23 protein-coding genes are annotated in these 23,138 nt (G+C 37.0%); 17 read left to right on the top strand and 6 right to left on the bottom strand.

From position 1 onward, the window contains the following. Position 1: 1 nt before the first annotated feature. Positions 2–946 (bottom strand): DMT family transporter, encoded by a 945-nt coding sequence (locus MKX31_RS21180; protein WP_000358804.1) that lies wholly within the window; start codon positions 944–946, stop codon positions 2–4. Between the two features lie 124 nt (positions 947–1,070). On the opposite strand from MKX31_RS21180, the gene MKX31_RS21175 reads away from it, so the two are divergent. The 8 genes from MKX31_RS21175 (at position 1,071) to MKX31_RS21140 (ending at position 10,636) form a co-directional block, all read left to right on the top strand. Further along, positions 1,071–1,913 (top strand): LysR family transcriptional regulator, encoded by an 843-nt coding sequence (locus MKX31_RS21175; protein WP_064474574.1) that lies wholly within the window; start codon positions 1,071–1,073, stop codon positions 1,911–1,913. Between the two features lie 207 nt (positions 1,914–2,120). Next, the gene (gene ezrA, locus MKX31_RS21170; protein ID WP_340981487.1) at positions 2,121–3,833 is read left to right on the top strand and encodes a septation ring formation regulator EzrA; all 1,713 of its coding nucleotides are present in this window, start codon (positions 2,121–2,123) and stop codon (positions 3,831–3,833) included. A 228-nt stretch (positions 3,834–4,061) separates the two neighbouring features. Continuing rightward, positions 4,062–5,204 carry a cysteine desulfurase family protein gene (locus MKX31_RS21165; protein WP_098101983.1) on the top strand — a complete coding sequence of 381 codons (1,143 nt, stop codon included), beginning with the start codon at positions 4,062–4,064 and terminating at the stop codon, positions 5,202–5,204. Between the two features lie 6 nt (positions 5,205–5,210). Beyond that, a complete protein-coding gene (gene thiI / locus MKX31_RS21160) occupies positions 5,211–6,425 on the top strand; it encodes a tRNA uracil 4-sulfurtransferase ThiI (protein ID WP_000989277.1) in 1,215 nt (404 codons plus the stop codon). 80 nt (positions 6,426–6,505) lie between these two features. Continuing rightward, on the top strand, positions 6,506–6,700 hold the full coding sequence (locus MKX31_RS21155; RefSeq protein ID WP_000168890.1) for an alpha/beta-type small acid-soluble spore protein: 195 nt from the start codon (positions 6,506–6,508) through the stop codon (positions 6,698–6,700). A gap of 176 nt (positions 6,701–6,876) precedes the next feature. Continuing rightward, positions 6,877–8,463, top strand: coding sequence for an acyl-CoA synthetase MbcS (gene mbcS, locus MKX31_RS21150; RefSeq protein WP_149173673.1), 1,587 nt, complete (start codon positions 6,877–6,879; stop codon positions 8,461–8,463). A 102-nt stretch (positions 8,464–8,565) separates the two neighbouring features. Next, positions 8,566–8,997, top strand: coding sequence for a VOC family protein (locus tag MKX31_RS21145; protein ID WP_088048009.1), 432 nt, complete (start codon positions 8,566–8,568; stop codon positions 8,995–8,997). Between the two features lie 70 nt (positions 8,998–9,067). Continuing rightward, positions 9,068–10,636, top strand: coding sequence for an amidohydrolase (locus tag MKX31_RS21140; RefSeq protein WP_222654772.1), 1,569 nt, complete (start codon positions 9,068–9,070; stop codon positions 10,634–10,636). A 107-nt stretch (positions 10,637–10,743) separates the two neighbouring features. Here MKX31_RS21140 and MKX31_RS21135 read toward each other — a convergent pair whose 3' ends face one another. Further along, positions 10,744–11,547, bottom strand: a complete 804-nt coding sequence (locus MKX31_RS21135; RefSeq protein WP_064474580.1) for an NAD kinase — start codon at positions 11,545–11,547, stop codon at positions 10,744–10,746. Between the two features lie 205 nt (positions 11,548–11,752). Between MKX31_RS21135 and MKX31_RS21130 the strand changes: the two genes are divergently transcribed. The 5 genes from MKX31_RS21130 (at position 11,753) to ackA (ending at position 16,112) form a co-directional block, all read left to right on the top strand. After that, the gene (locus tag MKX31_RS21130) at positions 11,753–12,391 is read left to right on the top strand and encodes a DUF2953 domain-containing protein (RefSeq protein WP_064474581.1); all 639 of its coding nucleotides are present in this window, start codon (positions 11,753–11,755) and stop codon (positions 12,389–12,391) included. A gap of 12 nt (positions 12,392–12,403) precedes the next feature. Then, positions 12,404–12,799 (top strand): GerW family sporulation protein, encoded by a 396-nt coding sequence (gene ytfJ / locus MKX31_RS21125; protein ID WP_000350003.1) that lies wholly within the window; start codon positions 12,404–12,406, stop codon positions 12,797–12,799. A gap of 133 nt (positions 12,800–12,932) precedes the next feature. Further along, entirely contained in the window at positions 12,933–13,433 is a 501-nt protein-coding gene (gene tpx, locus MKX31_RS21120) for a thiol peroxidase (RefSeq protein ID WP_000024522.1), read from the top strand. A gap of 199 nt (positions 13,434–13,632) precedes the next feature. After that, the gene (locus MKX31_RS21115) at positions 13,633–14,619 is read left to right on the top strand and encodes a class I SAM-dependent methyltransferase (protein WP_142315006.1); all 987 of its coding nucleotides are present in this window, start codon (positions 13,633–13,635) and stop codon (positions 14,617–14,619) included. A gap of 299 nt (positions 14,620–14,918) precedes the next feature. After that, positions 14,919–16,112 carry an acetate kinase gene (ackA, locus tag MKX31_RS21110; RefSeq protein ID WP_064474582.1) on the top strand — a complete coding sequence of 398 codons (1,194 nt, stop codon included), beginning with the start codon at positions 14,919–14,921 and terminating at the stop codon, positions 16,110–16,112. A 26-nt stretch (positions 16,113–16,138) separates the two neighbouring features. On the opposite strand, the gene MKX31_RS21105 is transcribed toward ackA, so the two are convergent. Together MKX31_RS21105 and MKX31_RS21100 are read right to left on the bottom strand one after the other, a co-directional pair. Beyond that, on the bottom strand, positions 16,139–16,573 hold the full coding sequence (locus MKX31_RS21105; RefSeq protein WP_088048012.1) for an NUDIX hydrolase: 435 nt from the start codon (positions 16,571–16,573) through the stop codon (positions 16,139–16,141). A 69-nt stretch (positions 16,574–16,642) separates the two neighbouring features. After that, on the bottom strand, positions 16,643–17,278 hold the full coding sequence (locus MKX31_RS21100; RefSeq protein WP_088048013.1) for a DUF1796 family putative cysteine peptidase: 636 nt from the start codon (positions 17,276–17,278) through the stop codon (positions 16,643–16,645). 137 nt (positions 17,279–17,415) lie between these two features. On the opposite strand from MKX31_RS21100, the gene MKX31_RS21095 reads away from it, so the two are divergent. Next, on the top strand, positions 17,416–18,249 hold the full coding sequence (locus MKX31_RS21095) for an EcsC family protein (protein WP_001256871.1): 834 nt from the start codon (positions 17,416–17,418) through the stop codon (positions 18,247–18,249). Between the two features lie 32 nt (positions 18,250–18,281). On the opposite strand, the gene MKX31_RS21090 is transcribed toward MKX31_RS21095, so the two are convergent. Further along, positions 18,282–18,944 (bottom strand): YitT family protein, encoded by a 663-nt coding sequence (locus tag MKX31_RS21090; protein ID WP_048544413.1) that lies wholly within the window; start codon positions 18,942–18,944, stop codon positions 18,282–18,284. A gap of 855 nt (positions 18,945–19,799) precedes the next feature. Here MKX31_RS21090 and MKX31_RS21085 point away from each other — a divergent pair. Next, positions 19,800–19,994, top strand: a complete 195-nt coding sequence (locus MKX31_RS21085; RefSeq protein WP_000910293.1) for a hypothetical protein — start codon at positions 19,800–19,802, stop codon at positions 19,992–19,994. A gap of 29 nt (positions 19,995–20,023) precedes the next feature. Here the strand turns inward: MKX31_RS21085 and MKX31_RS21080 are convergent, their stop codons facing one another. Continuing rightward, a complete protein-coding gene (locus MKX31_RS21080; RefSeq protein ID WP_064474585.1) occupies positions 20,024–20,341 on the bottom strand; it encodes a hypothetical protein in 318 nt (105 codons plus the stop codon). A 166-nt stretch (positions 20,342–20,507) separates the two neighbouring features. Between MKX31_RS21080 and MKX31_RS21075 the strand changes: the two genes are divergently transcribed. After that, the gene (locus MKX31_RS21075) at positions 20,508–21,713 is read left to right on the top strand and encodes an argininosuccinate synthase (RefSeq protein WP_088048015.1); all 1,206 of its coding nucleotides are present in this window, start codon (positions 20,508–20,510) and stop codon (positions 21,711–21,713) included. After that, on the top strand, positions 21,710–23,098 hold the full coding sequence (gene argH / locus MKX31_RS21070; RefSeq protein ID WP_088048016.1) for an argininosuccinate lyase: 1,389 nt from the start codon (positions 21,710–21,712) through the stop codon (positions 23,096–23,098). Before MKX31_RS21075 ends, argH begins: the two co-directional genes overlap by 4 nt. Positions 23,099–23,138: the final 40 nt, after the last annotated feature.

Below are 23,138 nucleotides of genomic sequence, written 5' to 3'. Positions count from 1 at the left end.
CCTAACGAACTGAGGTGGGGATTTTTGTGCTTTCTTTCCTTTGCCATACATTGTTGCATAATAGCGCGATAATTGTTAATGAGGCTCCGGCAATTTCAATTTTGTCGACTGTATAACCTCGAAAGATGGAACCGATAAGTGCAAGTACAGGAACTAAATTCATAAATAATATGCCGTTAATAGATGAAATATAGCGATTTCCTGTGTTCCAGCAAAATACAGCGATAACACCTGCAACAATCGACATATACAAGAGTTCAAAACGAACGCTCATAATGGTACGAAGTGACGGCATAGTAACGATGTTTGTGTAAGTGAAGAAAGTGACGATAACGATGAGTGAAACCGAGCCGAATAAACAAGTTAACGTCGTATATCGAAGTGGTGACCAAGATTGAAAACGAGCACCACCGTTCGTATAAATGACCCAGCAAGTAACGCCGCATAGCATAAGTATATTTGTTGAGAGGTGACTGGCAGCTCCAAATAAAAAGTGAATATTTCCTTTTGAAATGACAAGCATAACACCGAGCAATGCAACGAACATACAAAGGAATGTGTAGTTTTGTGGGCGTTTGTTTTTTGTTATCCACTGCAATAATAAAGCGATGAGCGGCATAAGAGATTGAATCATTGCAGCATGAATGGCCCCAGAAGGCCCGGCAAGTTGTTGGCCGTAAAAAATGAGAAAACCATATCCAGCGAAACCGACTGTTCCGTAAAAGAATAACGAAAGTGTTCTTTTTTCTAAGTGGAGTGAAGTTTTTCCTTCAGTAATGAATAGCAAAATAAGAAAAATAATAGCTGCTGATCCGTATCGGATAGTTGTGAAGAAGAACGGATCGATAAACTGCAGAGCATTTGCCATGACAGGAAACATAAATCCCCAAGCCGTTACGGCAAGTAAGCATAGGAGGGATCCGAGTAGCATTTGTTTTTTGTCCAAGAGTATCTTTCCCCTTTTCATTTCGTTATAGTAAGTTGATGAAATAAGTATAAAGAGTAATTGTTTATAGAGGGAAATATCGATTTTTTATGACAGTTATAACTTTTTGTTAGAGGTGTGTACGATGGATTTGGAAGCAGTACGATCGTTTATTGAAGTGAAGAATACGCGAAGTTTATCAAAGGCGAGTAAGCTTTTACATATTTCTCAACCGGCGCTTAGTAAGCAAATTCAAAGGTTAGAAGCGGATTTAGAGGTTACTTTACTGAAGCGTTCCGCGCAAGGAGTGGAATTAACAGAAGCTGGAGAGTTATTTATAACAAGAATGTTACCGATTTTGGAACACATCCATGAAGTGAAAGCCGAAATGAAGAATTTTCAAGAGAAGCGGAAAATTTCTATAGGCATATTGCCAAGTTTAGCAGCGCATTATATATCAAAATGTAAAGATGTATTAGGTGAAGAATTCGAAGTAGAATGGAAAATTGAGCATACGAAAGTACTAATGGGACTCTTTAAAGAGCGGAAGATTGAAGCGATGTTCGTCGATTCAGTAGTAGAAGACGCTACGTGTATAAAAGAAATGCGAGAAGAAAAAATTGTTTGTGTAGTTTCAAGTGATCATCTTTATAAAGAGAAAATAGTAATCCGAATGGAAGATTTGCAAAATGAAAAGTTAATCGTATATCCAGAAATTTGTGATGTAAGGAAAATGATTACGAATATGTTTCAAGGGATAGGTGCGAAACCAATCATTGCATTTGAAACTTCTTATGCAGAACCGATGCTTGCAATGGTCGGAGCTGGACTTGGTATTACGTTACTTCCAGAAATGGCAGTAGAGCAAGCGGTAAAGCAAGGAAATGTGCATGCGATTTTAATTGAGCCACCACTTGTGCGCAAAATTTATTTCGTATCTCATATGAAAGAGAACCTGTTATTACAATCATTTGATGATGGGAGATAATCCAAACAGAAGATTGAGAAAGATTACAATTGCATTGAAAGAAACATGAAATTTTAAAAAAAACTAGGTCAAAAACAAGCCATTACATGGTATGATTAGTACATTGTTAGTTGTTAAATATAGGGGGATTCCCTTTTTATACATAATGCCTTCCATTTCATAAACGGAACGGACAAAAAAAGAGATATAACTAGGAGGCTTTTTTGCATGGATTCTATCCTGACGATCGTTATCATTGTAGTAAGCTCTATTCTAGTGCTGCTCATGATAGAGCTTGTGATAAGAAATCGTTCATATAAAGATATTGAAGCACTGGAGCAGTGGAAACAAGAGATAAAAGATAAGCCTGTGGCAGATGAACTAAAACGGGTGAAAGACTTAAATATGACAGGTCAAACAGAAGAACTGTTTGGTAAATGGCGTGAAGAATGGGATGAGCTTGTATCAACAACCCTTCCGAAAGCAGACAAAGATTTAGCGCAAGCGCGAAAATTCGCCTCGCAATTCTCCTTCCGAAAAGCAAAGCATGCGATGAATGAATCCATAAGTGGTTTAGATGACGCTGATAATCGTATTACAGACATTTTAAATGAATTACAGCAATTGTTAGAAAGCCATGAAAAAAATAGCTCGGAAATTGAAGGGTTACGTGATACATATCGTAGTATGAAGAAGAGTGTTCTTGCTCATAGACATATGTATGGAGCAGCAGAGCAGAAAATCGAAGAAATGCTAGACGCTGAATCTAATAAGTTTAAAAGCTTTGAAGAGGCAACAGATAATGGCGACTATTTAAAAGCGAGAGAAATTGTTATTAGTTTGGAAGAAGGTTTGGCAAACTTAGAAATCATTATTCACCAAATTCCAGATTTATTGGTAGAGTGTCAAGCGACGTTACCAGTTCAGCTGGAAGATTTATTACACGGACATAATGATATGGTAAGACAAGGTTATGTATTAGAGTATTTGGAAGTCCCTAAAGAAGTTCGTGATATGACGACACAACTACAAACATGTTTAATGGATATACAGGAGCTTCATATAACGGAAGCAGCTGAAAAAGTAGAAAACTTAAAAACGCGTTTAGATGGCTTCTATGATCAACTGGAACAAGAAGTACATGCGAGACATTATGTGGAGCAAAAAACACTTTCTGTTTATGAAGACTTAGAAGAAATTCGCATTGAAACGATTGAAACAAAAGCAGAAACACAACTTGTGAAACAAAGTTATCAGTTACAAGATAAGGACATTGAGTCTCAAAAAGTAATTGAAAAGCAAATGCACATTTTGATGAAACGTTTTGAAATGCTGCAATTACGCGTTGCGGAACAAGATATTGCCTTCTCTATTATTCGTGAGGAACTAGAAGAGGTTTATGAGCAATGTGAAACGTTAAAAGTACTTCATGCAGAATATAAAGAAATGTTGCAAACGATGCGTAAAGAAGAATTTGAAGCGCGTGAGAAGTTACAAGAAATGCGAAATATCATTTTTGAAACGAAACGTTTTATGAAAAAGTCGAATTTGCCAGGTCTTCCAGAAAGCATTATGGAAGATTTAAAAAGAGGACAAATGGCAATGCAAGCTGTATATGAACAGTTAGAAGTGAAACCGTTAAATATGAACGCTGTAAATAGCAGTTTAGAAGAAGCGTACACAACTGTTAATGGTGTAGCTGAAATGACAGAAGAGTTAATTGGACAAGCGTATTTAGTTGAAAAATTAATTCAATACGGTAATCGTTACCGCAGTCATGATGAGAACCTTGCAGAGAGCTTAAATTATGCGGAGAAATTATTCCGTGAATATCAATACGATGCAGCTTTAGAACAAGCGGCTTCTATACTAGAGCAACTTGAACCTGGCGTTGTTCAAAAAATAGCTGAATATGTAGACAATGAACAAACCCTTTCATAAGGGTTTGTTTTTTTGTGTAATTTTGGGGACGATGTTGCTATAATGAATAGCGGAATACAGTAAGGTTATTCGTTTTAAAATATAGTGAAACTGTAGTCAGTAGGGTCATCCTCGCTAATTATCGGCCTTCACAATCGGGATAAAATGGAACCTTTGAGTAGTCTTAGCGTAATTACACGTATTTGTGATATGATTATATGATGTGATAGCGCTGAAAGGGGAAGAACGATGATCTATTTTGATAATAGTGCGACGACGAAGCCATATCCAGAAGCCCTTCAATCGTACGTAACGGTTGCTGGAAAATATTTTGGAAACCCTTCTTCTATTCATTCGCTTGGGGGAGAGGCAGAGCGTCTATTAACACAATCAAGAACGATTGCAGCGCAGCTTCTTCATGTTAAACCTTCTGAGGTTATTTTCACATCAGGTGGAACGGAAGGGAATAACCTTGCGATTAAAGGAATAGCGATGAGGAATCGTTCGCGCGGTAAACATATCATTACAACAAATATTGAACACGCGTCTGTGTTTGAAGCATATAAACAATTAGAAGATCTCGGTTTTGATGTAACATATTTACCGGTTAATGAGCATGGTGTTGTATCGGTAGAGGATGTAAAACGAGCACTTCGTGAAGATACGATTCTTGTGTCAATTATTCATGTGAACAACGAGACTGGAGCAATTCAGCCTGTTGCTGAAATTGGAACGTTATTATCGAACTATCCGAAAATAAGATTCCATGTGGACCATGTACAAGGGATAGGAAAAGTACCGCTTGATTTATATGCTTCTCATATTGATCTTTGCTCAATATCTGGACATAAATTCCACAGTGTAAAGGGAACGGGTCTTCTTTATGTACGTGATGGCGTAAGGTTAGATCCAATTTTATCAGGTGGTCAACAAGAGTTTAAATATCGCTCTGGTACAGAAAACTTACCTGGCATTGTAGCGATGGTGAAAGCACTTCGCATGACAATGGAACAAGTGAAAGAAAAGATAGCTCATTTGCACAATTTACAAACAGAGCTTGTCCGTTTCTTTAAAGAGATGGAAGATGTAACGATCAATACGTCGCTTGCATATGCAGCACCGCACATTTTAAATGTATCATTTGTTGGTTTAAAACCAGAAGTGGTCGTTCATGCTTTAGAAGAGCACGGTGTATATGTATCGACGAAGTCTGCTTGTTCTTCAAAAGCAAATGAAGTGAGCAGAGTGTTAGTGTCAATGGGAGTACCCCATGCCGCTGCTGCAAGTGCTATTCGCATTAGTTTGGCACCAGAAAACACGATGGAAGAAGTAAAACAATTTGAAGGTATTGTGAAAGAGACGATGCCAAAATTACATGAAGTGATGAGGTAAAGGAATATGATGACATATGAATATATTTTAGTTCGTTATGGAGAGATGACGACTAAAGGTAAGAACCGCTCTAAATTTGTAAGCACATTAAAAGATAACGTAAAGTTTAAACTGAAAAAGTTCCCAAATATTAAAATCGATGCAACGCATGATCGTATGTACATCCAATTAAATGGCGAAGACCATGAAGCAATTTCTGAAAGATTGAAAGATGTATTTGGTATTCATAAGTTTAACTTAGCGATGAAAGTACCATCAGAATTAGAAGATATTAAAAAAGGTGCATTAGCAGCTTTCTTACAAGTAAAAGGTGATGTGAAAACATTTAAAATTACAGTGCACCGTTCTGATAAGCGCTTCCCAATGAAGACGATGGAGTTACTTCCAGAAATCGGTGGACACATTTTAGAAAATACAGAGGATATCACAGTAGATGTTCATAATCCAGATGTGAATGTACGTATAGAAATTCGCAGTGGTTACAGCTATATTATGTGTGGTGAGCATATGGGAGCTGGTGGTTTACCAGTTGGCGTTGGCGGAAAAGTAATGGTACTTCTTTCTGGTGGTATCGATAGCCCAGTAGCAACGTACTTAACGATGAAACGCGGCGTGTCTGTGGAAGCAGTTCATTTCCATAGCCCACCTTTCACAAGCGAGCGTGCAAAACAAAAAGTAATCGATTTAGCACAAGAGTTAACGAAGTACTGTAAACGTGTAACGCTTCACCTTGTTCCATTTACAGAAGTGCAAAAAACGATTAATAAAGAAATTCCATCTAGCTATTCAATGACAGTTATGCGCCGTATGATGATGCGTATTACAGAGCGTATCGCAGAGGAGCGTAATGCACTTGCAATCACGACTGGTGAAAGTCTTGGGCAAGTAGCAAGCCAAACGTTAGATAGTATGCATACAATTAACGAAGTAACAAACTATCCGGTTATTCGTCCACTTATTACGATGGATAAATTAGAAATTATTAAAATTGCTGAAGAAATCGGCACATATGATATTTCAATTCGTCCGTACGAAGATTGCTGTACAGTATTCACACCAGCAAGCCCAGCGACGAAGCCGAAGCGTGAAAAAGCGAATCGTTTTGAAGCGAAATACGATTTCACACCATTAATCGATGAAGCTGTAGCGAACAAAGAAACAATGGTATTACAAACGGTAGAAGTAGTGGCGGAAGAAGAAAAATTCGAAGAACTTTTCTAAAACCATAAATTACCATATCTAAAATATGTATGAAGTCATGTTGTTTATCACACTCTATACTCACAAGGAGGTGATACAACATGGCAAGCACAAATAAATTAGCAGTATCTGGTGCTCAAGCAGCATTAGATCAAATGAAATACGAAATCGCTCAAGAGTTTGGTGTTCAACTTGGAGCTGATGCAACATCTCGCGCTAACGGTTCTGTTGGTGGCGAAATCACTAAACGTCTAGTTTCACTAGCTGAGCAACAATTAGGCGGTTTCCAAAAATAATCCCATATATGATGGCTTAGAAAGAGCGGGTTCTCCCGCTCTTTCTTTTTGTTGTTTGCACCGTTATACATTTATTTCGACATAGACATAAAAAATTTGTCAAAAGAAGAGGGTTCAAAATTAACTGAAAATTCTTTATTATATAAGGGAGGCATAGAAATGGAGGAGGATATTGTATGAAGAGAGAAGAATTGTTGGCGCCGCCGTCTTATAATTTAGTTTCTGAAATAGAGAAATATACAAGTGATAAAGAGAAGCTTGCTTTAATTTGGCAAGATGATAAAGGGAATAGACGAGAAGTTACATACGCTGAGTTAATGAAAGGTGCGAATAAAATTGGAAACGCTTTTATAAAGAGTGGTCTCCAAAAAGGGGACAAGCTCCTCATTATGATGCCACGTTTAATTGAAGCATACATGACGTATATCGCTGCGATTAAAGCGGGATTTGTCGTAATTCCGAGTTCGGAAATGTTGCGCAAGAAGGATATTGAATATCGTATTGGGCACGGGGAAGTAAAAGCAATCGTAAGTTATGAGCCGTACATTGGGCAGTTTGATGATATAGAAGCGATGAAATCTCTTCAAAAATTCGTTCTGAGCGAGCAGTCAGTAGATGGATGGATTAATTTAAAAACAGCGTTAGAAACAGAAAGTGACCTGTTAGAAATGACAACGACAGATAAAGAAGATATGGTCTTTTTATCTTACACGTCAGGGACGACAGGAAATCCAAAAGGTGTTGTTCATACGCATGCATGGGCATACGCTCATTTACGTACGAGCGCTCCAAACTGGCTCGGGATTGAAGTGAATGATGTTGTATGGGCGACGGCTAGTCCAGGCTGGCAAAAGTGGATTTGGAGCCCGTTTTTAGCAACTCTCGGATCAGGTGCAACAGGATTTGTATACAACGGTAAATTTGAACCGAAAACATATTTAAATTTGTTAGACGATAATAAGGTGAACGTGCTGTGTTGCACGCCGACTGAGTATAGATTAATGGCAAAAGTAGAGGACTTAAGTGAGTACAATTTAGAAGCGTTACATAGCGCTGTATCCGCAGGTGAGCCGTTAAATAGGGAAGTCATTGAAACGTTCCAAAAGCACTTTAATATTACAGTGAGAGATGGCTATGGACAAACGGAAAATACATTGCTTGTTGGTGTAATGAAAGGGATGGATATTAGACCAGGATCAATGGGAAAACCAACGCCAGGCAACCACGTTGATATTGTAGATGAGGAAGGTATTCCAGTACAGGTAGGAGAAGTTGGTGATATTGCAGTTCACATTGAAACGCCAGCCCTCTTTAAACAATATTATAAAGACGATGAGCGCACAGCGATGCAATTCCGCGGTGATTATTATATTACCGGCGATAAAGCGAAGAAAGATGAAGAAGGCTATTTCTGGTTTGAAGGGCGCGGTGATGATATTATTATTAGCTCTGGTTATACAATTGGACCGTTTGAAGTAGAAGATGCGCTCGTAAAACATCCTTACGTAAGAGAGTGTGCGGTTGTCGCAAGCCCTGATGAAATTCGCGGAAGTGTCGTGAAGGCATTTATCGTATTAAGAGAGAATATAGACAAGAACGAAGAAACATTAATCCCAGTACTCCAACAACACGTCAAAGAACTCACTGCACCATATAAATACCCTCGCAAAATTGAATTTGTAGATGAACTACCAAAAACGATTTCCGGAAAAATTCGCCGTATTGAACTTAGAAAACAAGAGATGGAGATTCCGTCAAAATAATTTTGAAAACAGTGAAGGAAATAGTTGAATGAAATGGCAAACAATGATAAGATAAAAACGAACGTAAGTTCGATTTTATAAATTTAAAAAAGAGGTGTCCGTATGATTTTAGGGATTAATCCGTACTTAGTTTTAGATGGTAGTGGGCAAGAGGCTGTACAGTTTTATAAAGAGGCGTTAGACGCAAAAGTAGAAGTCATGCAAACTTTTGGAGATATGCCTGAAAATCCAGAATACCCGATTCCAGCTGAAGCAAAAGAGCGCGTTTTACATGCTACTTTAAAAGTTGGTAATACGGACCTTATGATTTCTGATACATTCCCAGGTCAAGGGCATGCAATCGGATCTCAAGTAACAATCGCAATTCAAATTAGTAATGCAGAAAAAGCGAAAGAAGTATTCGAAAAGTTACAAGAGGGTGGAGAAGTTATTATGCCACTTCAAGAAACGTTCTGGAGCCCAGCATACGGACAACTAAAAGATAAATTTAGCATTGAATGGCAAATCACAACGAATCCTACTGAGCAAAAGTAATTTTTAGAAAAGCACCATGTTTTGAAATGGTGCTTTTTTTTATACAATAAATACAAAGGAGATGGGATATATGGGAGAAATTTGGTATGGCGGCACCATTTACACGATGCGAGAAGAGAATGAAAAAGTAGACGCTGTTTATGTTGAAAAGGGCATGATCGTTGATGTCGGGAGTAAAGAAGAGTTAGAAGACCGATATGCTACGGTTAAATTTCACGATTTAGAAGGCAAAACGATGATTCCAGGTCTCGTTGATAGTCATATGCATCTGATTGGTCATGGGGAGAGATTACTTCGATTAGATCTATCAAATTGTACATCTTATAGCGAAGTGTTGACTCTTGTTCAGAACCGAGTAGAAGAAGCGCCAAAAGGTTCTTGGATTATTGGAGAAGGCTGGAATGAAAATAATTTTACAGATACAAAAAAAGTTCACGTACGTGATCTAGATGAAATCTCTAAAGAACACCCCATTTTATTAAAGCGCGTTTGTCGCCACGTTACATGGGTGAATTCATACATATTGCAAGAGGCGAACATAACAGAAATGACGCAAGACCCGAAAGGCGGGAAAATCGGCCGGGATTCATTAAATATGTTAACAGGCCTTTTATATGAACAAGGGCAAGAATTAATTAAACATGTGCAGCCGGAAATTGATGAAGCTTATTTACAAAGAGCCCTGCAAACAGCAATTAAAAATTGTTGGCAATATGGACTCGTTGGCGGGCATACGGAAGATTTAAATTATTACGGTGGTTTTAGAAAAACGCACAATGCTTTTTCTCATGTTATAAAGGAAATGTCATTTAAAGCACATTTACTCGTTCACCATGAAGTAGCAGGTGAACGAAAAGAATATGAAAATGAGCATTATATTGAATTTGGGGCGATGAAAATTTTTTCTGATGGCTCTTTTGGCGGAAGAACAGCTTTATTAAGTGAACCGTATGAAGATGCGGAGGAAACAAATGGAGTTGCAATTTTCTCACGTGAAGAGCTTGCGGAGTTAGTGAAAAAGGCACGAGATTTACATATGTCAGTAGCGATTCATACAATCGGTGATTTATCGCTCCAGTATGTTATTGATGCACTTGAATTATATCCACCAGTAGAAGGATTACGCGACCGCATTATTCATTGTCAGCTCGCTCGTGAAGAGTTGATTGAGAGAATGAAACATTTACCGGCTATTATTGATATTCAGCCCGTCTTTGTGTCATCGGACTTCCCATCAGTCATTGAAAAACTAGGCAAGAATCGTCTTCGTTATGCATACGCGTGGAAGACGTTACTAGAAGCAGGATTACACTGCAATGGTGGATCTGACGCACCAATTGAACAAGTGAATCCGTTTTTAGGCATATATAGCGCTGTTACACGTAGAAGTTTTATTGACGGTGTATGCTATATGCCAGAGGAAAGATTAACGGTATATGAAGCTATCTCTTTATTTACAACAGGAAGTGCCTATGCAATCGGAAAAGAAACGAAGCGAGGAAAAATCGCAAAAGGATATGAGGCAGACTTTACCATAGTAGATCGAAACATATTTGAAATAGAGGCAGAAGAAATAAAAGAAGTACAAGCAGAAATGACCGTAATTGATGGGAAGATTGTGTATAGGAAAGACGCGTGAAAATATATCGACTTACCGACAAAAAATGACAAGAATAGTGGCCGGTAGCGAGAGAAATAAATAACCGCCGAATTATGGAATCCCGTAATTCGGCGGTTATTTTAATACTATAAAAACGTTCTCTGTACTTTTTCCCAGAAGGAATTGTTTTTTAATTTAACTGTTTTAATTTGTTTATCGCTTAAGCGTACAACAACTTTTTCCACTTGTTTAATGCTAAGCGCTTCATTATCCATACCGATAACAGGATAATCGTTACCGTTTGGTTTTAGTTTTAAAGTTAATGTACGCTTGTGATTTAAAATGAACGGTGAACCGAGCGTACGGTATGTGTTGTTATTTAATGATGCGAGTTCGCTTACTTGGAAGCATGGGATGAGCGGATCAACAACCGCACCATGTAACGATTTATTGTAAGCTGTACTTCCTGTTGGGGTAGAAACAACTAAACCGTCCCCTCTAAATGTTTCGAAATATAGATCATCAACGTGAACATCTACTACGAATGTTTTAATAATGCTAGAACGTAATGAGAACTCATTTAAACAATGGAAAGATGTACCGTGATCTACATCTACCTGAATTGTTGGGTATTTTCGCACTTCAATTTCATTTTTTGTAATTTCTTGAAGGGCTGTATCAACGTGATCAATATGGAAATCGCAGTAGAACGAAATTTCATCTTTCGTAGAAATCCCTGCGTATAAGCAATCTTCTCTAAAACCAGTTTTACGAACGGCTTGTAAGAAAGTTGCATCATCTCCAACACTGACGATAGCGTTTGCATTTTTTGGATTATCTAATATGGTGAATCCATTCTCTTCTAAAATACGATAGATTGGTTTCATTTTTTCAACGAGCGTTGCTTTGTCATCACCATAAAAGAAAAATAAATTGCGACGATCTGCCATTATGTATCCCTCCACTGCAGTTAAATTTTCTGTTTTTCGTGCTACATATCATCCAAATACGTTCTTGAAGATATGTTCAAATAATATATTTCGATATAAAATGTCAAAATCCTTTTTTTATTTTTAGAAAAATTTTTATATTCAATCTTAAAGGATTCTGTTTAATGATGAATAAACTTGTCGATAATGGGTACGGAGTGAAAGGATGATACGTATGAAGTGGCTCGTGATTGGAATAATAATTCTTCTCCTTTTTATTTTGCTTATACTATTGTCGAAAATAAAGCTTAAAGTGACATTTTTATATTCAGAAATGGAAAAGCAATGTTTGTTTCAAGTGAAAATATGGATGATTCGATATACGTTTGATGTATTGGAAAGAATTGAAAAACAACAGAAAAAGACAGGGCAGAAAATCGAAAAAGCTGAAAAAGACGGTGGATTAGATAATAAAATTATGGCGCAACTTGATAGTATGGGGGAGCTGATAAAAAAGCTACAAGAAGTTCATACTATTGTTAAAGATTTTCTCAAACGAGTGAAAATCAATGGGTGGAAATGGCACACGCAAATTGGAGCAGGCGACGCAGCTAGCACTGGAATTGTCACTGGATATGCATGGGGGACAAAAGGAATGGCTGCTGGAGTTGTAGGACAATATATGCATATTGTCGACGTACCAGAATTTGAAATTACCCCTGTTTTTCAAGGGAAAGGATTTGCATCAAGATGTGAGTTAACAGCATCTTTTCGTATATTCCGTACTGTAAAAACAGCGGTAAAATTACTTGTGTTTATGAGGAAGCAAAGATCTGGTATGACAGAAAAATCTGTTCAAGCATAGGGGGGATATAGAATGGACCATCCAATTCAAGGTTTAATGACAACCGCAATGCAGCATTTAAAACAAATGACTGATGTAAATACAATTGTTGGTGATCCGATTAAAGCGGCAGATGGAAGTGTAATTCTTACCGTTTCGAAAGTTAGTTTCGGATTCGCTGCTGGTGGAAGTGAATTTGGAAAAGTAGAACATTCAGGCCGTCATCCATTTGGCGGGGGAAGTGGTGGAGGAGTTTCTATTAATCCTGTTGCTTTTCTTGTTATAAATGGAGACGGTGTAAAAGTGTTGCATTTAGATAAGCAAACACACGTCATCGATAAAATAATTGAATTAGCGCCACAAGCTGTTGATAAAGTGAAGGAAATGATGGATAAACGAAAAGAAGACGATCCTGAATTTCAAATTTAACAAATAAGAAGCTAATCAATGGATTAGCTTCTTTAATTTTTTTGTAAATAAAGCGATTTTATTTGCATTATCGATAGGGACAAACTATCATTTACATTGTACATATTTTGTTTAAATAAGGGAGGATTTTCAAGTGGCAAACGTAACTTTTAAAGGTAACCCAATGACTTTAGTTGGAACAGAAGTTAAAGTTGGCGATCAAGCGCCAAAATTCCAAGTATTAGCAAATGACTTATCTCCAGTAAGTTTAGAAACATACAAAGGCGAAGTAAAATTAATTAGTGTTGTACCTTCAATCGACACAGGTGTGTGTGATGCACAAACACGTCGTTTTAACCAAGATGCAGCAGGTATTGAAAACGCAAAAGTATTAACAATTAGCGCTGACTTACCATTCGCTCAAAAACGCTGGTGTGCAGCAAACGGTTTAGAAAATGTTGTAACACTTTCTGACCACCGTGACCTTTCATTCGGTGAAGCTTACGGCTTAGTAATGAAAGAGCTTCGTTTACTTGCTCGTGCAGTATTCGTAGTAGATAGCAACGACAAAGTAGTTTACGCAGAGTACGTAAGCGAAGGTACAAGCCATCCAAACTATGAAGCAGCATTAGAAGCAGCTAAAGCGGCAAAATAATGTGAAAGAAATGACCTCTTATAAAGAGGTCGTTTTTTCTCATGTATTGCTGCGTAATGGTACCAATATATGAGAAAAAACGTTATATCATATATAACTTAAAGGGGAGCTCTTTGCAGGAGGTCGCTTTTTCTTTTTGGAAAAAAACACTTTGTGGTATGATATAAGTTATGTGTAAAAGAGAGAAGGAGGAATGTACGTGAGTCAGACAGTAGAAACATTATTTTCTATTTTTGATTCTTCTGCGGTAGTTTTACGTAAAGAATTAGATGTAACATATTTAGAGGCGCTTGTAGAAACAGGTAATAACTTGTTTGAAGGAGCAATTTTACAAGAGGAATTATCCGAATCAGCAATTGAAAGGCTGAATCGTGAATATAGTACGTTTAATGAAGAAACATATAAAGGTGAAGAAATTCGTAAAGCATTTCAGTTAGCCATTTTAAAAGGAATGAAAGAAGGCGTACAAGCGAATCACGAAATGACGCCTGATGCAGTTGGAATGTTCATGAGCTACTTATTCCATAAATTTATGCAAGGGCAAAACGAAATTACTGTTTTAGATCCTGCAATTGGAACAGGTAACTTAATGACTACAGTATTTAATAGCGCCAAAGAAGGAATAGCAATGAGTGGATTTGGTGTAGAAGTGGATGAAGTGCTAATTAAACTTGCTTTAGTAAATGCGAATTTACAAAAGCATGCAATCGAATTCTTCCATCAAGATGGACTAGCGCCACTTTATATCGATCCGGTTGATGCAGTCGTTTCAGACTTACCGATTGGTTACTATCCAAATGAAATCGGTGCAAGTGAATATAAGTTAAAAGCAGATGAAGGAATGTCGTATGCCCATCACCTATTTATTGAACAAAGTGTGAAACATACGAAAGAAGGCGGGTACTTATTCTTCCTAGTACCAAACTTCATTTTTGAAAGTGATCAAGCACCAAAATTACATGCATTTATTAAAGAAACATGTTTTATTCAAGGGCTATTACAGCTACCTGTTTCCATGTTTAAAAACGAGAAAAATGCAAAAAGTATATTTGTTCTCCAAAAGAAAGGTCCTAGTGTAACAATGCCAAAACAGGCGTTATTAGTGGAGTTACCTAAATTCTCCAACATGAAGGCGATGGAGAACATTATGGATCAATTAAATACTTGGTTTGCAACCCACAAATAAGGCAAGGTATATGTAACAGGGTTAGTAATTCATGTAGTACAGTTTTATATGATATGTCATATTTTTAAATATATACTAGATTAAACTGAATTTTTTTGAAATCTGTAATATATATTTTTTCTTGGTGTTACAATTTTTTCACTTGAAATATATGTCGGACGATGTTTAAATTAAAATCGTGAGTATAAAATTTACTAATGATGAAACGTTTTCATAATGAGTGAATTTAATTAGATAAAATCGAGCGGTTTGTGGACATATCCACACAACTACCAAGAGAAAAAGGGGCGAAAGACTAGATGTCAAAAATCATCGCGATTAACGCAGGAAGCTCTTCCTTAAAGTTCCAATTATTTGAAATGCCAAGTGAAACAGTATTAACAAAAGGTTTAGTAGAACGTATCGGTTTAGAAGATAGTGTCTTCTCAATTACTGTAAATGGCGAAAAACAAAAAGAAATTACAAACATCCCAGATCATGCAGTAGCAGTTAACATGCTTCTTAAGAAATTAACTGAAAACGGAATCGTAAAATCTCTTGATGAGATTGGCGGTATCGGTCACCGTGTTGTACACGGCGGCGAAAAATTTGCTGATTCTGTTTTAATTACTGATGAAGTATTAGCTGATATCGAAGAATTAAGCGATTTAGCACCACTTCATAACCCAGCAAACCTTGTTGGTATTAAATCATTCCAAGAAGTATTACCAAACGTACCAGCAGTAGCAGTATTCGATACAGCATTCCACCAAACAATGCCGGAATCTGCTTTCCTATACAGCTTACCATATGAGTACTATGAGAAATTTGGCATCCGTAAATACGGTTTCCACGGAACTTCTCATAAATACGTAACTGAGCGTGCGGCTGAATTATTAGGTCGTCCACTTGAAAGCTTAAGCTTACTTTCTTGTCACTTAGGTAACGGTGCAAGTATCGCAGCAGTAGAAGGCGGTAAATCTATCGATACTTCTATGGGCTTCACTCCACTTGCTGGTGTAACAATGGGTACACGTTCTGGTAACATTGACCCTGCGTTAATTCCATACATCATGGAAAAAACAGGCCAAACAGTAGAAGAAGTAGTTAACGTATTAAACAAGAAGAGTGGTATGTTAGGTCTTACTGGTTACTCTAGTGACCTACGTGACATCATCACGAAAGAAGAAGAAGGCGACCACCGTGCGAAAGTAGCACTTGATGTATTCGTAAGCCGTATCCACAAATACATCGGTTCTTACACAGCTCGTATGAAAGGTGTAGACGCAATCATCTTCACAGCTGGTATCGGTGAAAACAGTGCAGTTATTCGTGAGCGCGTATTAGAAGGCCTTGAGTACATGGGTGTATACTTCGACGTAAAACGTAATAACGTATTTGGTGAAGAAGCATTCATCAGCTTCCCACACTCTCCAGTAAAAATTATCGTAATTCCAACTGACGAAGAAGTTATGATCGCTCGTGACGTACTACGTCTTGGAGATATTGGTTAATATACTATATGAAAAAAGACGAGATCCTATAGGGTTTCGTCTTTTTTTTGTTGGATATATTTCAAGATTCCATCTGGATATAGTGCTTTCTCTTTTTGAATGAATGCTGTCATGGGAATCCATTTCGCATATGATGCTGTTTGCTCATCTTGTATATTCAGTATTTCCATTTCATATAGTGATGTGTCTAATAAGCGTAAAGAATATAGTTGAATGATTTCATGACCAACTTCTCCATCAAGATGCAAGATGTTTTCTAAGCAGCCTAAATAATTGGTGATTTCCACTTCTGTATGAAGCTCTTCTTTAAATTCACGAATAACGGTATGTGCTGATTTTTCACCAAGTTCAATTGAACCGCCAAGAGGTCGGTAATATGTTTCATCGCCTGTATGATATTCTTGTACGAGAAGGCGATCGTGATGTATAGCAATGCCAAAAGCTTTTGCACGTGGATACATATATAATCACTCCTTATTTCTTTTGTATAAGGATGATTATAAGGCAGTGTGTAATAAAAAGTATCGTGTTTAAGCTTGCGGTCTAATCGTGATCCCATCAAATAAATCATTCCAAAATGCTTCATTGTACTGGTATACATCCATAATAGGGCATTTTATAACACAAATGTTTTGTAATCCCCAATCTTCTTGGGCGATAGTTGGTACATCTTCAGGAATGAGTAATAGGACAGAGAATGTATGTTTAACTATTTGAGATAAAATTTGTTCCAAGGAACGTGCTTCTTCGTATGTTCCTCCAGTTCGAATAAACGATATGGATTCTGCCGTTTCCATTGTAGTTAGAAAACGATGAATTCGATGCTCATAGTTTAACTTAATTTCTGTATAAGAAGGCCAAGATGTTGGTGTGTTTACATCTGTTTTAAAGTCGTGGCAGGAGTCGATTTCATATAGGTTGTCACGGAGTCTTAATTTCGCACCATCATCCCAAAATGAGATGAAGGATAAGTTTTCGAACTGTAAAAAACGGTCAAATCGATTTTGTAATAATACATTCACTTTTTCTAATGAAGGGCTTAGCATAAAATCGATAACGCCAAAAAAGGGTGATAAATAGAATTGATATAAAGCCCAAGCAGGCCAGCAGTTTTGTCCTAAGCTGAATACTGCATTATATTCTTTTTTTATATTGGATAGATTCATGTGATTTATCTCATCCTTTTTGCTAATATTTTATGTCACTAAAAAATGGTATGTGAATAAAGATAGACAAGCATATTTGCAAAGAATAAGCAGAAATATGTTACAATAGAAAAAAATCGAACGAGGTGGTTGTTACGATGCGATCGAAGCGAGAACAAGCCATTTTAGACAATATAAAAGAATGGGAATCGCAATTAGTTGAGCAAGAAGCGACTGATTTTCAAAAAATGTTTGATAAATGGGTACATACTACAATTGCGAAATTGCCGGAGAAAAAACGAAAAGATTTCTTTACGAAAGCAGATGGATGGCTCTTTCATTTGCATGCATTGATTCAAAGTTCACAATCACAATTAGATGCGCGTAATCGTATTTTAGGAACGTCGAGATTATTTGATGAATCGATTGAGCAACTAGAAGATTTGAAAGCATTATCTATTGATCAATTAACATACATAGCAGAGCAACAAACAGCACGACATCGCCTATATTCATTCGTACAAGGCGGAGCAACGGGTGCTGGGGGTTTATTATTATTAACAGCTGATTTTCCGGTTATGATCGCGTTAAATGTGAAAGCTGTTCAACTTATTGCAACATCATTTGGACATGATGTGAACAAGCCTTATGAAATGATGCTTGCGTTAAAGGTGTTTCATGCGTCATTACTACCAGGAAGGCTTCAGCAATACGCATGGTACAATTTACTGCAAGAGCTAGAGCAAGAAGATTCGTTCTTTTATGAAGGAGACGAAGCGGTGTTACAGCCAGCTTCTACTGAAGTTGTGTTAAAACAAATTTTGAAAACATTTTCGATTTATGCTTTACGTCGTAAATTATTCCAAGGTATTCCGGTAATTGGAATGGCAATCGGGTCTACAGTGAACTATCGTTTAACGAGAAACGTTACTGAATTTGCAAATAGATTTTATCAAGTGCGCCACATAGTCGAGAAGGAAAAAAGAGCGTAAAAAAAAGCGAGAGGCCGAAGCCTTTCGCTTTTTTAATTTGTTGCATGCTTTTTGGACATTGGAATAGATACTGGTTGCTTTTCTGCTTTCTTCTCTGCTTTTGGATAATAAATTAAATCCAATGTTTTTGCCTGTACGGCAATCGAAAGAATAGTAAAAGCAATTTCTGTCCAATTTAAATAATATAATGAAAGCGCAAGAACAATCGCGTCAAAGACGAAGAAAATTTGCCCAATTGTAAAACGAGTTCGTTTACTTAATACAATTGTTAAAATATCGTCTCCGCCGGTTGCACCGCCAAATCGCAATATAAAACCGAGTCCAATACCAGCTAACGCACCGCCAACTACTGCAGCTATAAATAAATTATTTGATAAATCGACCGTAAATGGAGAATAATTTTCCATAAGAGAATAAAATACTCCGAATGAAATCGAACCTAGGAATGAATAGCCAACCATTTTTTTACCTAAAAATGAAGCACATAGTAAAATAATTGGGATATCCATAATTACAGTTGAAATGGATGGTGAAATATCATAAAAATTTTGGATGAATAGTGCAATTCCTACAAAGCCACCTTCTGTTAAGTGGTTTTGGAAGTGAATGTGATATAGCGCTGCTGCTAAAATAAATGAACCGATTAAAACCATAAAAATTTCTTTAATAATTTGTCGACTTTGGATGTTCCTCATCGTTATTCCTTCTTTCCGTAGTTAGTAGTCCTTTTTGTGTTGTAAACTAACTACGAGCTCACATGTAGCTTCAGTTAGTTTACGAAAAAAACTAACTACGCTATATGTCGCTGAAGAAATAACGAATAATCCTCTCGTCCATCAATTCTCCCTACCTTCGTTTTAGTTTAAGTCTTAAAACGACTAAACAAAACGTAGAGTAGGATTCTTCATTTAGCAATCCTGCTCTTCTTTGTTTTGTTTAGCTAGTAACAATTAAGTCCTAAACAAAACGCTATGTGTAAGAAGAGTCTTTTTTTTGCCAAATTATCCTTCGGGCAATCATAATTTCCCCACTCTCGTATTTTTTTCGCTAGACTAAAGTATCTGAGCTGAAAAATACGCTACGTGTATGATTCGTCAATACGATGCCACATGCTCCTTCGAGCGATCATGATATCAAAATCCCTTCCTTCAAGATTTATATTATTATATCATACTTTCAAAAAATGTATGCGGATGGAAACCGACAATAAACGGAGGGAATCTACAAAAATTATTATGTTTAAATATTTTTGTAGAAAAGCCTAAGTTATTTCGTGAAATCGGACAGTGTTTAAAAGTTTGTCCAATAAGTAAGAAAAAGATGGCGTTTATTCAGTTGTATCTTTCTGGTCACCTTTATCTTTAAAAAACGCATCCCAGCTAATCACACTTAAAAAAGTTAAAGCGATAATAATGAAAGCTCGCATAAAATTGAGACCTCCTTTTGTACATAGTATATGAATAATTTGTTTCAGAATGTGTCATTTTTTTACAAGTCTTAATTATTATGAGATTATATCAGTATAGATAGATGAAAGGGAGAGAGAAGATATGCTAAAAGACATGTTCAAAAGAAAAGAATTAGTATGCGTTTCATGTCAGAAAAAGATTCAATATGAAGAAGAGCTCGTTGCTTTTGTAAAGTTGCCAAAGGAAAGAAGTATATTAGTTGGACCGTTTGATGTATGTTTGGCGAAAACAGCACAAGAAATATATTGTAAATCGTGTTACGACAAAAAAGCATGACCCAAAGTGATTGAGGGGCATGCTTTTTTTCATTGGTGTGCTTTCCCCTCAGATACATTTTGAGTGAGTCGATACCAAAGCCAAAGGTCATTAATGATGGAAGCGAGATCGGCAATTTCTGAATTAAGTTTGCAGGAAATTTCGAAGTTTTCTTCGTTATTTAAATGATGCTGTTTTGCATTAATATAGTGTTCAAGCTCTTTTATACGATCAGGAATCTTTCCGCGAACTTGTTCCCATTTTAATAAAATAGCATGCTGCATTTTTTCGGGGATACTTTCCCAGTCTTCTTGTAAATGCGGAATTTCAATTCCTAGATGTTCATCGTATAAGAAATACTTTTCCATCAGTTCACCCCCGTTTTCCTGCTTATATTGTACATAAAAACAGAAAGAAGTTCGACGAAATTGTTTGAAAAAATTTGAAAATGACTCTTGATACATTTTGTAAAAGGTGTTAAAGTGTGTATTATTATAAAAGAAAATGAATATTTATTCTTTAGGGGGATGCAAAATGGAGAAGAAAAAAGTGGTATTAGCATATTCCGGAGGTCTTGATACTTCCGTTGCAATTAAATGGTTACAAGAGAAGAATTATGATATTATCGCGCTTTGTTTAGACTTAGGGGAAGGTAAAGACTTAGCATTCGTAAAAGAAAAGGCACTTTCAGTAGGTGCAATTAAATCATATATGATTGATGTTCAAGAGGAATTTGCAAATGAATATGCATTGATGGCTATGCAAGCACACACGTTATACGAAGGGAAATACCCTCTCGTTTCTGCATTATCTCGTCCACTTATCGCTAAGAAATTAGTAGAAATTGCAGAACAAGAGGGGGCGACTGCAGTTGCACATGGATGTACAGGGAAAGGGAATGATCAAGTTCGTTTTGAAGTTTCTATTCAAGCGTTAAATCCTTACTTAGAAGTGATTGCGCCTGTACGTGAATGGAAATGGTCACGTGAAGAAGAAATTGCATATGCAAAAGAAAACGATGTTCCAATTCCTATTAATTTAGATAGCCCATTTTCAATCGATCAAAACTTATGGGGACGCAGTAACGAATGTGGCATTTTAGAAGATCCATGGGCAGCACCGCCAGAAGATGCATATGAGATGACATTGGCATTAGAAGATACACCGAATAAACCAGAGTTTGTAGAAATTGGCTTTGAAGCAGGAGTACCGACTACTTTAAATGGTACTGTATATTCACTTTCAGAATTAATTAAAAAGTTAAATGCACTTGCTGGAAAACATGGCGTTGGACGTATCGATCACGTAGAAAATCGCCTTGTTGGTATTAAATCGCGTGAAGTATACGAATGTCCAGCAGCAATGACATTAATCACGGCGCATAAAGAGCTAGAAGATTTAACACTCGTAAAAGAAGTAGCGCATTTTAAACCGATGATTGAGCAAAAAATAACAGAACTTATTTATAACGGTTTATGGTTCTCTCCTTTAAAACAAGCGCTTAACGCTTTCTTACAAGAAACGCAAAAGAATGTAACAGGTACAGTGCGTGTGAAACTATTTAAAGGCCATGCGATTGTAGAAGGACGTAAATCTGAGTACTCTTTATATGACGAAAAATTAGCAACATATACTGCTCAGGACGAATTTAATCATGATGCAGCAGTTGGATTCATTTCATTATTCGGTTTACCGACGAAAGTATACAGCCAAGTGAATCAAAAGAAGGTGGAAGCGTGAGCAAACTTTGGGGCGGACGTTTTACAGAAGAAGCGGAAGCGTGGGTTGAAGAGTTTGGAGCATCCATCTCCTTCGATCAACAATTAGTAAATCAAGATATAAACGGAAGTATTGCACACGTAACGATGCTAGCAAAGCAAGGCATCGTTACGAAAGAAGAAGCTGAGAAAATAAAGGTAGGGCTTCAGTATTTATTAAAAGAAGCAAAAGAGAATAAGCTTCAATTCTCAGTAGAAGCAGAAGATATTCACTTAAACATTGAAAAAATGTTAATTGAACAAATTGGCGAAGTAGGAGGGAAACTTCATACTGGGCGAAGCCGTAACGATCAAGTAGCGACTGATATGCATTTATATTTAAAAGAAAAAGTAGAGCATATTATTAAAGCTACAAAACAATTGCAAACGGTTCTTGTTCATCAAGCGGAAAATAATATTGAAACCATTATGCCTGGCTATACGCATTTGCAGCGTGCGCAGCCAATTTCATTTGCGCATCATATTCTCGCTTACTTTTGGATGTTAGAGCGTGATGTGAATCGTTATGAAGATTCATTAAAGCGCATTAACATTTCACCATTAGGAGCAGGAGCATTAGCTGGGACAACATTCCCGATTGACCGAGAATATAGTGCGGAGCTTCTTGGATTTAATGGAATCTATGAAAATAGTTTAGATGCAGTAAGCGATCGTGATTTCATACTGGAGTTCCTAAGTAACTCATCTATGCTCATGATGCACTTATCACGCTTCTGCGAAGAACTTATTTTATGGAGTAGCCAAGAGTTTCAATTTATTGAAATGAGCGATCAATACGCAACGGGAAGCAGCATTATGCCGCAAAAGAAAAATCCAGATATGGCGGAACTAATCCGCGGTAAAACGGGCAGAGTGTACGGTAATTTATTTAGTTTACTTACAGTCATGAAAGGATTACCGCTCGCTTACAATAAAGACTTGCAAGAAGATAAAGAAGGAATGTTTGATACAGTAAAAACAGTAGAAGGATGCCTTCATATTATGGCAGGCATGTTAGAGAAGATGACTGTCAACAAAGAAAAGATGGGGCAAGCTGTAACGCAAGATTTCTCAAACGCAACAGAAATTGCTGACTACTTAGCAAGTAAAGGACTACCATTCCGTCAAGCTCATGAAATTGTTGGGAAGCTAGTGCTACACTGCACACAAAAAGGAATTTATTTACTAGATGTACCACTAGCAACATATAAAGAAATGAGCTCATTATTTGAAGAAGATTTGTATGAAGTTCTTTCACCATATGCAGCTGTAAAGCGTCGTAACAGTGCTGGCGGGACAGGATTTGAGCAAATTGAGAAAGCTTTGGAGAAGGCGAAAGGATTAGTTAGAGAGTTCGTTGGAAGTTGATTGGTTTATAGGGCAGAAGGTACGCGAATCTTAGTAGAGA

Source organism: Bacillus sp. FSL M8-0063 (genome assembly GCF_038005545.1).
GTDB classification, from domain to species: Bacteria; Bacillota; Bacilli; order Bacillales; family Bacillaceae_G; genus Bacillus_A; species Bacillus_A wiedmannii.
Note: the sequence above shows the minus strand (reverse complement) of the source record. Positions and strands in the feature narration are given on the sequence as shown.